The organism is Oligoflexus sp. (genome assembly GCF_035638955.1).
Taxonomy (GTDB): domain Bacteria; phylum Bdellovibrionota_B; class Oligoflexia; order Oligoflexales; family Oligoflexaceae; genus Oligoflexus.
On record NZ_DASQYZ010000105.1, the window covers coordinates 20,050 to 34,572 of the forward strand.

General features: G+C 52.2%; 11 protein-coding genes. 9 read left to right on the top strand and 2 right to left on the bottom strand.

Annotation, left to right across the window (positions count from 1 at the left end; translation table 11 throughout):
• Positions 1-289: 289 nt before the first annotated feature.
• Positions 290-880 (top strand): succinylglutamate desuccinylase/aspartoacylase family protein, encoded by a 591-nt coding sequence (locus tag VE954_RS10065; RefSeq protein WP_324952253.1) that lies wholly within the window; start codon positions 290-292, stop codon positions 878-880.
• Between the two features lie 20 nt (positions 881-900).
• On the top strand, positions 901-1,026 hold the full coding sequence (locus VE954_RS10070) for a hypothetical protein (protein ID WP_324952255.1): 126 nt from the start codon (positions 901-903) through the stop codon (positions 1,024-1,026).
• A gap of 25 nt (positions 1,027-1,051) precedes the next feature.
• Here VE954_RS10070 and VE954_RS10075 read toward each other — a convergent pair whose 3' ends face one another.
• Positions 1,052-3,853, bottom strand: coding sequence for an ATP-binding protein (locus tag VE954_RS10075; RefSeq protein ID WP_324952257.1), 2,802 nt, complete (start codon positions 3,851-3,853; stop codon positions 1,052-1,054).
• A 287-nt stretch (positions 3,854-4,140) separates the two neighbouring features.
• Between VE954_RS10075 and VE954_RS10080 the strand changes: the two genes are divergently transcribed.
• The 3 genes from VE954_RS10080 (at position 4,141) to VE954_RS10090 (ending at position 6,772) form a co-directional block, all read left to right on the top strand.
• Positions 4,141-4,713 carry a hemerythrin domain-containing protein gene (locus tag VE954_RS10080; protein ID WP_324952259.1) on the top strand — a complete coding sequence of 191 codons (573 nt, stop codon included), beginning with the start codon at positions 4,141-4,143 and terminating at the stop codon, positions 4,711-4,713.
• A gap of 351 nt (positions 4,714-5,064) precedes the next feature.
• Positions 5,065-6,255, top strand: coding sequence for a class II glutamine amidotransferase (locus VE954_RS43765; protein WP_349263810.1), 1,191 nt, complete (start codon positions 5,065-5,067; stop codon positions 6,253-6,255).
• Positions 6,140-6,772 carry a DUF4142 domain-containing protein gene (locus tag VE954_RS10090; RefSeq protein ID WP_349263811.1) on the top strand — a complete coding sequence of 211 codons (633 nt, stop codon included), beginning with the start codon at positions 6,140-6,142 and terminating at the stop codon, positions 6,770-6,772. The genes VE954_RS43765 and VE954_RS10090 overlap by 116 nt, the downstream gene beginning before the upstream one ends.
• A gap of 105 nt (positions 6,773-6,877) precedes the next feature.
• On the opposite strand, the gene VE954_RS10095 is transcribed toward VE954_RS10090, so the two are convergent.
• Positions 6,878-7,723, bottom strand: a complete 846-nt coding sequence (locus VE954_RS10095) for an SDR family NAD(P)-dependent oxidoreductase (RefSeq protein ID WP_324952264.1) — start codon at positions 7,721-7,723, stop codon at positions 6,878-6,880.
• Positions 7,724-8,168: 445 nt separating this feature from the next.
• Here VE954_RS10095 and VE954_RS10100 point away from each other — a divergent pair, with 445 nt between their 5' ends.
• The 4 genes from VE954_RS10100 to VE954_RS10115 all read left to right on the top strand — a co-directional run bounded on the left by VE954_RS10100 (position 8,169) and on the right by VE954_RS10115 (position 14,519).
• Entirely contained in the window at positions 8,169-8,474 is a 306-nt protein-coding gene (locus VE954_RS10100; RefSeq protein WP_324952265.1) for an RNA-binding protein, read from the top strand.
• A gap of 190 nt (positions 8,475-8,664) precedes the next feature.
• Complete coding sequence (locus tag VE954_RS10105; RefSeq protein WP_324952266.1) at positions 8,665-9,813, top strand: hypothetical protein; 1,149 nt, start codon at positions 8,665-8,667, stop codon at positions 9,811-9,813.
• A gap of 330 nt (positions 9,814-10,143) precedes the next feature.
• A complete protein-coding gene (locus tag VE954_RS10110) occupies positions 10,144-13,359 on the top strand; it encodes a WD40 repeat domain-containing protein (protein ID WP_324952267.1) in 3,216 nt (1,071 codons plus the stop codon).
• 224 nt (positions 13,360-13,583) lie between these two features.
• Positions 13,584-14,519, top strand: a complete 936-nt coding sequence (locus VE954_RS10115; RefSeq protein ID WP_324952268.1) for a MaoC/PaaZ C-terminal domain-containing protein — start codon at positions 13,584-13,586, stop codon at positions 14,517-14,519.
• Positions 14,520-14,523: the final 4 nt, after the last annotated feature.

Here is a 14,523-nt window from a genome sequence, read left to right on the forward strand (position 1 = left end):
ACGGATGGCCCGTTTGGATTGTGAATTCATGAAGATCCCTGATTGTTTATGTCGCAACATCATATCAGGGTCTTCACCAGGTTCAAGTCTTCACGCGATCTGAAGTCTTACGGAATTCCGCTGAAAAGTGCAGGATCGCGCCACCTATCCTGGTCAAAATAACCAGCGGATCCTGGGCCATGGTCCTTCTTCGGGACTCCTCATTCTCCCCAGTAGACGAAGAACAGCATGCAGGAAAATAATCCTCTTGCACGGAGCCGTTTCGCTAGCCCCAGTTGAGCCCATACTTATGTCGCAAAGATTCCACATCGCAGGTCAGTCGATCGAGCCCGGCACACGTAAAAAGCTGGCGCTTGAAATAGGCAAGCTTTACGACCACACGGACATTACGATTCCGCTTGAGATTATCTGTGGGGCAAAGGAGGGGCATACCGCGGCTATTCATCGCTACAATCTGCCGCAAATTCGGGCGGACACGGAGGATCCGGAAACATTGCGGTTGGCCCAGGCCTTCGGCATGCCTGTGATTCTGCGGACCAACAGCCCCGATGGCTCCTTGCGGGAGGCGGTGAAGGACCGAGGCATTCCCATGTTGCTTTTTGAAGGGGGCGAGGCCCTACGATTCGATGAGAACGTCATTCAGCTTGCTGTCCATGGCACTTTAAATATGATGCATGCGATTGGGATGCTGTCCAACGCCTCACAACGCAAACCTAAAGGCCGTCCTCTATCCAGTCCTTTCTTGGCCAAAGGAAGCTATTGGGTCAGGGCATCGCAAGGCGGAATTGTGCATATGCTCCGCAAAACCGGGGCGCATGTTCATAAGGATGAAGTCGTGGCCCGCATTGCGGATCCTATGGCGGCGATCGAGCGACAATGAGCGCCGTGGAGGAAGGTATCGTGATAGCCAGGAACATGCTGCCTCTGGTGCATGAAGGAGATCCTATTTTCCATATCGCAACCTTTGAGGAGTCGGCAGAAGTCGAGAAGAGTTTGGCAAGTCTTGTTGATGTTTGGGATGCCTAAGCGCTGACATCCCGCCGGTCTTTATTCAGCTTGCAGCCTTGGAATGCATGAGAAGCCCTGATTCGTTTTCCTGTGTCAGCCAATGTTGGTCACGGCCGCAGGTTTGAGGAAGGTGGATGATGCATTCAAAAGGGATGGGCCCATTGTTTTGCTGAGTCTGAGAGGGGATGGCCATATCAATCCTGCCGCCCAGATCCGTGATAAAATCCTTGACGGCGCTCATGCCGATCCCGCGTCCGGAAATCTCAGTCACCGCATCCCGCGTGCTGAAGCCAGCCTCAAAAATCATCAAAGCCAAATCCTCAGGCCTGTGGTCTTGCGTTGATGCAAGCCTGGATCGCGTCAGAGCCTTCTGACGAATCAAGTTAAGATCCAGGCCTTGGCCGTCGTCCTTGTAGCGGATACACAACTCGCTACCGATCCGTTCCAGACTCGCGGATATGGTGCCAGCTGCGGGCTTGCCTTGGGCTAGCCTGATCTCCGCGGGCTCAAGGCCGTGGTCCACGGAATTGCGAACCAGATGGATCAAGACGTTGTTCAGGGTCTCATAAGCCGCACGCGTGAGGTAGCAGGGGGCTATATTGAGCTGAACATGAGGCTCGGGTTTGTCAAATTCCATGGCCAGCTCCCTGGCATCTTTCGAAATTCCTGCAAAGGCGTCCACGGCGCTTACAAAGTAAAGATCACTGAGTCCTTTGACGAGGGGAACCAGCAGACCACGGCCCCTGGGACCGAGGTCGTCACGACGCAAGGCGTAGAGATTTTCAAGATAGCTCTCGAGCATTTTGGAGTCGAGCTTATGGCCTTGAGTCGAATCGTTGCTACGGCTTAATTTGTTTCTATAGAGAGCCAAATATTCGTGGAGCACGGACTCCACTGCAGCAAAGTCAGCTTCGAACCGTTCAAGGCTCCATTTCGTCTCGGGCTGTTGTTGAAGATCGCTGTAATAGCGTTCGGCCTCATGGATGGCTGTTGCCAGATCCCGTGCTCCAATGGATCGGGCCAGACCTTTCAGGGTGTGCATGCGGATAAAAACGGTATGCAGAACTTCACGGCTAGGTTGAGGACTGCGAACAATCTCGGCTCGATTGTCGTTGATCAGCCTCATGCCTTTTTCCATCACACGGTCGAAGTGTTCGAAAGGCGTCGCAAGCATCTCACCGATCATGCGAAGCTCGCGTTTAACCACTTCAGTCTCCCGATAAAGGGCTCGGAGTTGGGTCACATCCCGGACCGTCACCAGAATCTTTTCCGTGATCCCATGGGTGGTGATAGGAATCCAATCCAGTTCAAGTATTTTACTGCGCCCCGACGGGAGCTTGATCCGCATTTCAGTAGGGAGACAATGATGGTTGAGTTGATAGGCAACGTCGACTTCACCAACGGACAGCAGGAGACAGGAGCGTGCCTGCTCCTTCTCATCAGCTCCCAGGCAGGCATGGGTAAAGAGTAAAGCGCAGGCCTCGACATCCTTGAGGGCTTTCCTTTCGAAGATCAGTTCAAGGTGCTGGGAGTATTCTTCATGGATGTGGAGGCCCTGAGGCAGGATTGTGAAAATACCCTGCTGGATGTGCTCCATGATGATCTTGATGTCCTGGACTTTTTCAGCAACGGTCTTTTGAACATTTTCCAGATGATGTTCAAGTTCCTTGTTGAGCGTGTTGATGCGGCCAGCCATCGCACGCTCCGTGCGCGCCCGCTTCTGCAGCTCCGACAGATACGCAACTCCCGCAGCAATCGAGAAACAACAGATTTCTCCCGCGCCACCAATGATTTGACCAATCTGAGAGAAGGGGCTTGGCGTGATAAGACCATCGATAAAGGCAATGAAATGAATTTCAAAATAGAGGAGCCAACTGTAGCCGAACAGCATGATCACGGATCCACGCAGGCGTTTTTTGATAGCAAGCGCAATGACGAGACCACCCACCACGCCACCGACGAGGATGGTCATGTTTTGGAGGTGAAAGGCCCACTGCACGTTGATAAAGGAGCATAAGGCCTGGACCGCGCAGGATGCGGATATCAGCACCACGATGGAGTCGATCCATCGACCACCAACTTTTTTTCCGACCATTCCATAGATATAAAGAGTGGCAAAGAGCAGGGTAAAGGAGCCGATGCAGGTTGTTATGTCTTGAAAATAGTCATGGAGAATGACGTCGGAAAGTCCCAGCAAGCTGAGGGCAAACTGGTTATAGCTTTCCACGTAAGCCAGGAAAGAGATCGTGAAGCAGGCATACAGGACATAGATGAAATTACGGCTACCCAAACCCAGGATGAGAAAGAACGTCAGGGGGAGGATGATGGCGCCGTAGGCAAAGGACAGAAGGGCTATGAAGGCCGGATAGAAGGCAAAGAAATCCTGCTCTTCGAAAATGAAAGTAAGAATGTAGAAATACTGCTGCGCATAGGGCCTATAGATCAGATAGAGCTCGTTGAGCCCGTCCTGAAGTTGGATCGTGTTCACGTGAAGCACTTTAAAGCTGCTGCGGACGCCTTCAGCCCCATTGCTCGCGTTATAAACGGAAAAAGGAAACTTGAGGGGGGAGCTCACATAGGCGCGCGATGGTGCGGCTTGAATGCGGGTGCGGAGTATATAGCAGTCGCCGTCGACGAATCCCAGGGTGAGGCTGTCGCGTTTGGCAAAGGGAAGGTCGGCAAGACGGGAGGAGGCTCCGTTTGCTTGATGGCAGCCTTTGTCCAGGTAGAATTCCACGCGGCTTGTATCAAGCGGCCAATAGCTACGCCCCAGATCCAGCCCAAAGGCGGGAATTTCGTACAGCGAAATAAATATAAAAAAGAGAGCAAGGCGCAATCGGTTCATGGCATTCCTCTTTCCAAGGGGCTTTTCGGCAGCAAACCTCAATTGGACAAGCTTGAGCGTTTGGTGGGTTTGGGAAAGAGTCAGAGAAAAAGCTGCAGCCTATGCCGTTTGCCCTATCGACCCTGAAGAACGATGAAACTTTTCTGCGAATTGCTAAGAAGAAATGATCACGACAGCTCGCCCAGCGAGTCCATGGCACAGCCTATGCATAAGTCTGACGGGACCAAGACGTTCCAGAATCAAACCCCGTTAAAGCTGCTTATCGTATCAGCACAAAGGAACACTCCATGGATATTATTGATAGCGCCAAAAGTGCCATAGAATCGATTCAAAGAGCCCTCAGTAACAAAAATGTTTTGGAAACTGCTGAGGTTGGAGACCTCAATGCTCTCGAACTTTTGATCGCGCAGCACCGCGAAGTGGACGCGCTGTTCGCGGCGTACGAAGAGGCGGGCGACAAAGCGTACCGTACCAAAGAGAAAATCTACGAAAAGGTAGCAGAAAAGATTCGCTTGCACGCAGAACTTGAAGAAAAACACTTCTATCCTGCCGCAGCACGTCTTGAAATTGCTCTGGTCCGCGAAGCGGAAGAAGAGCACCAGGTGGTTAAAGAATTGCTGGCCAAGATCGATGAGCTGGCAGCCGAAGATTCGACCTTCGATGCCAAGGTCACAGTCCTGAGGGAGCTTATTGAGCACCATGTCCGTGAAGAGGAGCGTGAGCTTTTCCCCGAATGCAAAAGCAAAATGTCCGAAGAGAAGCTGAAAGAGATCGGCGAGACTATGCATGCCCAGACACTCCGGGAAGATAGCAGTCTCAAAGAGTCCAAGGCTCAGAAGAACGCCTCGAAAACTCACTGACGGCACCAGCATGGCCCAGGTTTCACAACCTGCGGCCTATGTCAAGAATCGTCCATGCCCGCATAGCACCCCAGCTTATAATGATTTTGCATAACGATATGGAAATAAAGTCGACGACGGGAACCGCCGGCTTCGATAAGTATAGTCTTGAAGGATTTGGAGTGCCCTCCGGATCTCCCGTCACAATCGGACTATTGGACCAGCATGAAAACGACGGCTCCCTTATCTCCATACTCTTTTCATAAGGCTGACTGGTTTCAAGCCTGTGCCTTGGCCTGCCTATGTTGGTGCTCTGCCTGACCCTCTCTCGACGTGAATACTCTCCATGCCAGTCTCCTAGAGGATCGAGCGATGTGCCGATTGTTTGGTTTTAGGTCCGTTGTCCAAAGTCAGGTTCATCAAAGTCTGGTGCATGCGGAGAACGCTCTGCTCCGGCAAAGTGAAAAGCATCCTGACGGCTGGGGTGTCGCCTATTACCAGGCGGATGTACCGCAAATTGTTAAATCAGGTAACACCGCGTCCAAGGATGGTCTCTATCGTCGCGTTTCATCCTTGGTGACCTCGCGGACCGTCCTTGCCCATATCCGGAAGGCCACGACCGGCGAGCCCTCGTTTGTGAATTCACATCCTTTTCAATATGGTCAATGGGTCTTTGCCCACAACGGCAAGATCGGGCGCTTTGATGCCATAAAATCCCAGATTATGGCGCGGATTGATCCGTCTCTTAGGGCCAACATATTGGGTGAAACCGACTCAGAGCATATCTTTTTTCTTATTCTCACACACATGTCGCGTCGCATGAATCTGCATCATAAAGCAGCTCATCTGCATGATATCGCGGCCGCCGCTCAGGAGGCCATTGATGAAATCGGGGAGCTTACCGGAGGCATGAGCTGGTGCCCCTCCAGCGACGAAGGCCCGACCTTTCTCACTTTCATTTTAACCGATGGGTTCAACATGCTTGCTCATCAGGGCGGCAAGGAACTCCACATCAGCACCTATAAAAAACGATGCTCCCAACGTGTGGATTGCCCCTATCTGTCGCCAGTTTGCGAAAATCCTAGCCTGAATGGTCGGGTGAATCATGTCATCATCGCGAGTGAGCCTCTGCAAGGGGAAAATATCTGGTATCCACTCGGATTTGGTGAACTGATCGGCGTTGATGAAAGCATGCGCTTGCACCAATTTCCACGATTCAGAAATCCTCTCCACAGTTCTTTACACTCCCGTGGCCTTAAAAGTGTAGCCTCTCCTGCATGCTGCGAACGACTTCCCACTCGTCGGAAAAAGAGACATTTTCGAGAGATAATTTTCTCGATGAGTGTTACATCGGATATTTTTTCTCGGCATCTCCTTTTAAAAAGGAAAGGTAGGTTTCAATATCGATTCCTAAATTTTTTCTTAACCAAGGAGATCCCTCATGTCCATGTTAACCAAAATCTCGGCCGGCCTTTTGATTTCCACTCTGAGTTTGACAGCACAAGCTGCCCAGCCTTCCCAGCCTGGAACGGAAGGACAAACTCCCATTCAGGAGCCAAGTAAGGGCACTGTCGAGATTGAGAATGCAACCGAGGTGATCCAGGTGCTGCACGTGGGTACGGAATCGGAAAAGAAAATCATTGAACTCGTGCAGGCGAGAAATCCTGATGCCTCTCTGCAGCAGTTTATTGAAGCCCTTTCCCAGGATCTTGACGCCGTGGATCAAAAGCTGGAAGAACTGGCCGCGAGCAAAAGCGTAGGTCTCGCTCCCGAGCAGCTGACGGAATACGCGAAAACGATCGAAGCTGAATTCGCTCAGGAAGTACAGACTCTCACACAGGCAGCCGATGCAGAATTCCGTGTGGCTGTGATCAAAGCCATCATCAGCCGACATGAAAAAGCGATTGTTCTGTACAATCAAGTGGAGCAGGGCAGTCCCGACGAAGCTGTGAAAGCAGCCGTGGTGGAGATTCGTCCTTTGGCTCAAAAACACCTGGAAGCCGCTCAACAGCTCCAAACCCAAACTACCGAGCCTTCGGTACCCACCCAACCTTCGCAACCTTCGCAGCCAGCCGAATAATGGGTCATTTTTAGACGCTTCTTGCAGATGAAGACCCTCCTCTTCGTCTGCATCTTCCGCTTCACACCAGCCCCCTTCCGCAGGGGGCGGCCCCGATGCTGGTGCTTATGGATCAAGCAAACTATGGGAAGCCGCGTGATCGGGCGTTTTATGGCCGATAGACATAGGTCGCTTGCGGCCTTGGCGTCGGGCGATCCAACTATGCAGATGGTCATAAACCGGTCCAGGCAAAAGGCGATTGAGATGGATGAGCATCGCCATCGGCCATGGAAAGAGATGCCGGGTTTTGCCGCTGCGTATCGCGCGGAGAATTTCGTGGCTGGCTCGGCGGACCGTGACAACAAAGGGCATGTGAAATTCCTGATGTTCAGCCATCTTTGTGGCCACAAATCCGGGATGGACGGACAGCACTTGAATGCCAAAAGGCCTAAGATCAACTCGTAAACTTTCCAAGGCTCGCATTTGTGCAGCTTTGGAAGCGCAGTAGGATGCCCCGCAGGGGACGCCGCGAAAAGCGGCCAGACTCGAAACGGCCACGAGGCTGCCATGACCTTGGGACTTCATGGTTTCCACGAAGGGCATAAAGGTATGCAGCATCCCGAAGTAGTTCACCGACATCACGCGTCGATCCAAGGAGACGGAAAATTCATAACCGGGATTGAGACTGCCGATCCCCGCATTGGCGATGACACAATCAATCCCACCCCAGCGTGCGAGAATGTCCCGGCCCACGGCCTCCAAACGCTTCTCATCAGTGACATCCGCTTGAAAGAGAATAAGGTCGGCCAGGTCGCCCTGCATAGAGGAGCGCAAGGCTTCGAGCTCCTTGAACTCGAGGCCGATGAGAGCCAGGCGGGCTCTCGATTCGTGGAGGAGTAGGGATAAATCGCGGCCAATACCTGACGTCACGCCGGTGATAACAATCCGTTTGCCAGAGAAAAAGGAATACATGCAGGCCTGCTCCATACAGTCAATCAGCTGGGAGGGCCGAGCATACATTCTGTAGCAATGTTGGAAAAGTAAATCTCTCGCAAGGGAAACGGTCGACTGACTCACTTGAAACCATTGTCCATCCAAGCCTGAACCATGATCCTAAGGTTATCAAGACCTGGACTTGCTCCATTGATTTTGCGGTTTTTACCGACCTTGGACCTAAGACCTGGTTGCCAATCAACACTGAAGAGTTCGAAGCCAACGCGAAGGTTGTGATGGAAGTCCCTGGAATCATCAGGTTAAGCGCACGATTCGCACTCATGGTTTTAAATCATTGAAGTATTAGCTATTTATTCGTGAGTGGACGTGTTATGGTCCGTTCATCGTTTTCAGGCGCTTCTATCGAGCCTTTGAGTAATCTTGCTTCTTTCTCTTTAGCCGCCTATGTTTTCTGGAGTCCCTTATGGGCAACAAGTTGTATGTTGGTAATCTCGCTTATTCCGTAACTGATCAAACGCTGATGGATGCGTTCAATCAATATGGTGAAGTAGGATCCGCAAAAGTCATCATGGACCGCGAAACTGGTCGCAGCAAAGGCTTCGGCTTTGTTGAAATGCTTGATTCGCAAGACGCAACCCTGGCGATCGAAAAGCTGAATGGTAAAAACTGTGATGGTCGCCCCATGACTGTCAATGAAGCGAGGCCTTCCGTGCCACGCAATAATAATGGCGGCGGCTACGGATCTAGCCGTCATGGCCAGGGTTATTAATCCTCAGCTTTCATGCTGGTGAATAAAACCAAAAAGAAGACGCTTCATAAGCGTCTTTTTTTTTGTACGACATGCTCATCAAGGTATAACCACGCATGCCTTGGGACGCTCTTCTGTAGCCGTCCAGACGGAATTGACAGCATGGTTCCTTACGATGGAAAACACCTTCATCAATGTAAGGAGTTCCATCATGCTCATCAGAAACGTAGGGCCCGCTCTCCTGGGCGTCGCCATCAGCTTGAGCGCCTCGGCCCAAGGCGTCAGTGTTCTTGGTCAAGGCGGCACAGCGCTGCAAAAACTTAAACTTTCGGTCGTTGTCGATCAAAGCGCCAATCTTGTCAGCCCCTCTGATTTGGCTTTCAACCCCATCAATCCCAACGAACTCTATGTCACCAACTTCGACGCCACGAGCGCGGTGCTGTTGACCTTCGATAACGCCAAGGCGCCCCGTCCTATCGTGAAAGCCAATAAACTGAAGATCGCGCCGGGCAGTCAGCATTTCATGCCTTACCCCTCGGCTCTGGCTTTCGCGGACAATGGATTCTTTGCCACCATTCATGACATCGAGGTTCCGACACTGCCGACGACACCCGGTGATTTTATGGGTCCTACGCTCTGGACAGTGACGGCCTTCGATGGCGGTCATCCAAGCCATATGGATATGCTTCACAATTCGCCGTCGGGCCTTGGGATCGCATGGATTCATGGCAACGCCTACGTCGTCAACGATGGGTACCATGGTTCCTTGACCGTCTATGACTTTCGTCGCGATCACGGGCCGGGCATGCACGACCACTCCGATGGTGTTGCCTTGCGCTATGCGGATGGGCTCCTGAAGCGGAGCGAGAAGCTGCCCGCTCACGTGGTGTTTGATAAGGCCAGTGGCGTGGCCTATGCGGTTGATTCGGGTCACAATCGTATCGTCAGTATCGACCTTGGCCTTGCCTACAAGACCACGGCCGATGGGTTTGATTCCATCAGCCTCGCGAACCAGGACTACAAAGCGACCCGCGCCATTCAGCCGAATTATGACGGCAGCGTGCAAAGGTATGTGGACGGTGCCGAGTTGATGACGCTTGTTGAAGGCAGCAGCGTGGGCATGGAAACCCCCACTGGTCTGGCGCTGCACGATGGAATTCTCTATGTGAGTGATCACGCGCAAAACACCCTCTATGCATTCGACCGGGCGGGCAAGTTGGTCGATAAACTCAAGCTTGGTGACGTCCTGAATGTGGCGGCAAATGCGGGCTTGGCGGGGCTTGAGTTTGATGCTGTAGGTCGACTTTATGTCACTGATCTGAGTCAAAACCGGATTCTTCGACTGGAAGTCATGCCATAATCCAGGATCTACGAATGATGACCGGGGCCCATGCATCCCAACCCATAGCCCCGGTTTTAAACCCCGCATCAGTTGTAACTCGACAGCAGACGTCGACTCCTGGGCCTCTCATCAGCGTCCCTGCTGATACCGGTACCTGTCCATCAGCGTCTCTGCTGGTACCTGCATCAGACCCTTTGCTTTCGTGTTGACTCCGTATCCCAAGATCATCTGGGATTTCAATGCATTTGCACATCCTCGGCGACATTTGGAAAGCTGGAAAGCAATGAGATCTTGCGTTATGAGCCAGAGTTATATAGACAGATTGCGCTCATTTATTTTGGGGAATCTATGCGTTTGCTTCAGCTTTTGGGATGCCTGCTGATCGTGGTTTCCTGCAGCCGCGTTTCCAATCAAGCCAACTCTTTGGAAATACAATGTGGTCCTTCCTCGGACACGAACCTTGTTAAAGTCCTCAGTGCCAATGGACATGAGCTGCTGGCTGATAGTCTGTCCATCCATAGGCGTGCCGGGGAATCCTTCTCCCGCGTAGCTCCTACAGCCAAAGGCTGTTTTGTCTACGACCCGGAATCGGACTTTGTGGTCAGTGGTCCCGAGAATCAGGCCCTTGTCGTGACCCGGGGACAGGATCTGCGGCTTGTCACCCTGCGTGATGTGCAGACCAGTGATCTGCTCATCAATTGTCCCACCCAGGCTATCTCCAAGGATTTTGATCTGGCGGCCAGCCTTAGTAATCCTGGCGACATGGATGGTTTTTCCTTGGACCTGCGGATCGGCGCAAGCGGTCATCAGCCGCTTATGCAACAGGCTGCGCTCGTGTCACGCCAGGATTATGGGATGCGCCCCTTTCATCAGCTGGCTGACGGAGCCTACACGGTGGAATTCCGTGTGCAAAACCTGTTGAAGAATTTGCGCCCGCGTTCCTTTCGCTGTGAGCTTCGCATTGATAGCACAGTGCCGCAGCTCAGCATCGATGCAGGATCCTTTCTACCCCGGCTATCGCAGGGCTTTACCCTGATCGAACCCACGGCTAAAATTCGTTTTAAAACCCAGGACGACACGCGCACGGAAATCCAGTCCTGCTGGATGCTGCAGAAGGAGTCGATGTTGACTCCTATGAATGAAATCTCCTGCTCCCTTAAAGCTCTGGGTGATGAAGTCGCGCCGCCCGCGGAAGGCTATTGGATTCTAGCCTATCAGGCTGTGGATGAGGCTGGCCAACGATCGCCGGTCATGCAGCATGGTTTTCTGGTTTATCAAGGCGGCGCCATCCGGGAAATTTCCCTGGAAATGGAACTGGCTCAAATCCTATACGCGAATAATCAAAATCTGCGTGCGGTGCAAAAGACTCTTGCGGCCGAGACGGGACGCCGGCGTTTGCCCACGGCTTTGGAACGGGATGAGATGGTGCCGGTGGTGGATCCCAACCTTTACCAGATGAGTGTCAAAAAGATTCCCTATCTTGAGAAAAAAATGGCCAATCTGCGACTGGGTACGCTGACCCCTGATGGGACCATGGCGATCCTCAATCAGCTGGATGCCCAGAGCCATTTGATCGGCATGGACGCGGCCACCGGTCGTGAGCTCTGGCGCAGCGAACACCCCAATGGTCGCGCCGAGCGTCTGACTTTTACGGCTGACTCGAAGCGCATGATTACGAGCGGGCCTTTGTCGGGAGAAATCCTTATCTGGTCCACGGCAACCGGGGAACTTTTGCGCCGATTGCCGCGGCCTGATCGACCCGGATTTGAAAACAAGGTTTTTGAAGTCTTTCTGGCCGGAAACGATCGCTATCTTGGGGCACCAGGGTTTGATGATACCCTCCTTATTTACGATTTGGAGCAAACGACTGCGCAACCCATCACGTCTCTTGCCTACGATAACTGGCTGCTGTCGTTCGCATGGTCCCCGAGCGGCGAACGTTTTGTGACGAGTGAAGGCAAGAATGCACATGTCTATACCCGTGATGGAACGCTGATTCAAACCGTGACGCGGGCGGACAGCGTGCATATTACTTCGGCCGTCATGATGAGTGATGATGAAGTTGTGTTGGCTGCGGTGGAAAAAACCGACCGGGAAAATCGAAAGAAGCTCCAGGGAGGGTTTTTCTATGCCCGCTTGGGTCAGGAAATGCGCCGTTTGGCAAGTTTCACCGGCGGTATCGACAAAATCCTGCCTTCGCCGGACCGCAAGCATTTTCTCGCCATCGGTGCAGGCAGCCTGGGGGCTCCGTTTTTTCCCAACTGGCGCGAGCATCTGGAAACTCCGCTGCTGACCGACATTACCTATGAGCGCCTGAATGGTGACGCTTCCACGGAAGGCGCCTACTGGTCCAACGATTCACAAAAAATTGCCACGAGTTCAGGGGAAGATTCCGCCGATAATATGGTTCGCGTGCAGGATGCCGATGGTGGTCGTCATCTGGAACTGGGGCCGGGTGCGAGCATCAACTTTATGTCCGACCAGGGGAACCGGCTTTTAATCTATACCACGGACGGTCGTTTGGAATTTTGGAATCTCGATCGGGCCCCGATCGATCGCATGGTGCTGCCGCAGAGAATTCAGGTGGCACGCATGGCCCGAGATTCGTCCCGCTTTTTGACGATTGAGGAGCATGGCGAACAGGAGAAGCTGCTGCGGGTGTGGGATCGGTCCACACTCCAGGAACTACGTCAGGTAAAGACAACCGCAGCTTTTGTGAATACTCTGATGTGCAGTGTTTTTCTCACTGCCGACGAACTGATCATGCCCCTGGATCAATATCGCCTTCAAAGCCTGGATATTAAAACCGGTGAGAGCCATATTATCATCGATCGCTCGGACATCACCTTGTCTGAAAAACGGGGACCCATCATTGCTTTTGCCGTGTCCCGCGATGGTCACCGCCTGGCTTTGGGCTACGCCCAAGGTTTTGTTGAAATCTTCGATCTCAAAGCACAAAAAACGCTGTTCCTGGCCGAATTGCATAAGGCTTCGTCCTTCCTCGTGAACGCCGATTTCTTCAGCAAGGCTGTGTCGAGTCTTGGTTTTCGGGGCAACAGCTACGATGTGGTTTCATCAGGTCAGGATGGTCAGCTGATGATGTTAACCGCGGAAGGATCGGAATCCTATGTTTCGAGCCTTCTGCTGCAATTTCCGGACATTATCCTGCATATCGATGTGGATGAAACGCATGTTGCGGTGGCGCCGCGTTTGAACGGTTTGGTGGCCTATGAGTTTGCCACGGGCCAGGTCTCGGAATTTCTTTTGGATGCATCACCTCCAGCGATGGTGAATCTCAATGTGAGAGAGAATCTCATTACGGCCATTACGTTTGCGGGTGATCTTTTCACCTTCAACTTCCGGGAGGCGCAGCTGCGGCATCGCATCGTCCTTAAACGCGGCGTGCAGGAGGTGCGTGCGTTGAGCCTCAGTGGCGACGGCCGGGAGATCCTCACCGCTATTCGTGGTGAGGTTCTTTTGATACCGAATGCCTCGGCCACTCTTTATGAAAAGTTTTGCACTTACCTGGCTGCGATGTCCGTGTGCCCATCTGTGGCGCGTTAAGGATTTATCATGACAGGTGCCGAAACCCATAACAGCCAAGACCTGGCTCCGCTGGAGCCGGGACATTGCATGCTGGTAAAATAGTTATAAAAAACGCCATGTTATCGAGGCATCGTCCCTGTGCAGGAATGGAATCCAGGTCATAGTTCCTGGTGCGCTTGCTGCACCTGGGAAGTCCACTCTCCTATGCCTCGGCGGATGGATTGCAAACAAAGGAATTTTCAATGTCGTCTCTTGCTGAATCTGCGGCTCAATCTGGTTCCTTGAAAACTGTCAGCGGTATGGAATTCGCCCACTACTATTTCAATGTGATCCGAGGCGTTACAAGAAAGCAGAGCCTGTCACCCCATAAAATCGTCCATTGGGAAAACCTGCCTTTTTCTCTTTCCGATAAGCTGGTGCAGGATTGGAAGGGTGTCTTTCAGGTGGGTGAAGAGCAATCGGCCGCCGCTTTCACCTATCACGTGAAGATTGGTCGGGATTACCTTTTTCATGTTCTAAGTGCCCTGGGGGCTAATTTTCTCAACGTCATGTACCTTGGCGTCAATATCAAATATATGGCATCGAACGTTGTCTTTCACGCGGGTGAAAATTATATTTTCAACGCCCAAGTTTCCGATATCGCGCTGCTCAATCACAATCGCGCTATCCTCGATCTCAAGGGTGAGATACGGAACTCTGCAGGTGAACTTCTGCTTGTCCAGAGCGACAAGATCTTTATCAACAATTTGAACAAGGTTGATACAGAAAAACTCAAGGTCAGCCAGGCTGATCAATATTCAGAGTTCCGCGGTCTGTCCAAGCAGACGACCCAGCTTGCCAACCGGTCGGACGCCCTACAAAAGACTTTCGTGTTACCAAGGAATATGGGCTACAGATATGGCCTCATATCAGGGGATCTGAATCCGATTCACACACAGGACATCTTCTCGCGCATGGCTGGCCATCGAAGATCCTTCGTGCAGGGGCTCTACACGGCAAACTTTGCGTTACATACCCTGATCAACGAATCGGGTCGGGCCATCCGTGAATTCGAGCTTAAGCTTTGCAATCCCATCTATACTGGCGTTCCTATCGTATTCGCCCATACCGAGGACCGGTTTGAATTTCTGGATCAAAAACAGAAAGTTCTAGCTTTTGGTATCTTGAAAGCGTTTTAAACCG

Excerpts from the sequence above, each read along its gene's own strand:
- VE954_RS10105 (WP_324952266.1), top strand. The coding sequence starts at position 8,665 with ATGCTCATCAGAAACGTAGGGCCCGCTCTCCTGGGCGTCGCCATCAGC.
- VE954_RS10110 (WP_324952267.1), top strand. The coding sequence starts at position 10,144 with ATGCGTTTGCTTCAGCTTTTGGGATGCCTGCTGATCGTGGTTTCCTGC.
- VE954_RS10065 (WP_324952253.1), top strand. The coding sequence starts at position 290 with ATGTCGCAAAGATTCCACATCGCAGGTCAGTCGATCGAGCCCGGCACA.
- VE954_RS10080 (WP_324952259.1), top strand. The coding sequence starts at position 4,141 with ATGGATATTATTGATAGCGCCAAAAGTGCCATAGAATCGATTCAAAGA.
- VE954_RS10095 (WP_324952264.1), bottom strand. The coding sequence starts at position 7,723 with ATGTATTCCTTTTTCTCTGGCAAACGGATTGTTATCACCGGCGTGACG.
- VE954_RS10100 (WP_324952265.1), top strand. The coding sequence starts at position 8,169 with ATGGGCAACAAGTTGTATGTTGGTAATCTCGCTTATTCCGTAACTGAT.
- VE954_RS10115 (WP_324952268.1), top strand. The coding sequence starts at position 13,584 with ATGTCGTCTCTTGCTGAATCTGCGGCTCAATCTGGTTCCTTGAAAACT.
- VE954_RS10090 (WP_349263811.1), top strand. The coding sequence starts at position 6,140 with ATGTTAACCAAAATCTCGGCCGGCCTTTTGATTTCCACTCTGAGTTTG.
- VE954_RS10075 (WP_324952257.1), bottom strand. The coding sequence starts at position 3,853 with ATGAACCGATTGCGCCTTGCTCTCTTTTTTATATTTATTTCGCTGTAC.
- VE954_RS43765 (WP_349263810.1), top strand. The coding sequence starts at position 5,065 with ATGTGCCGATTGTTTGGTTTTAGGTCCGTTGTCCAAAGTCAGGTTCAT.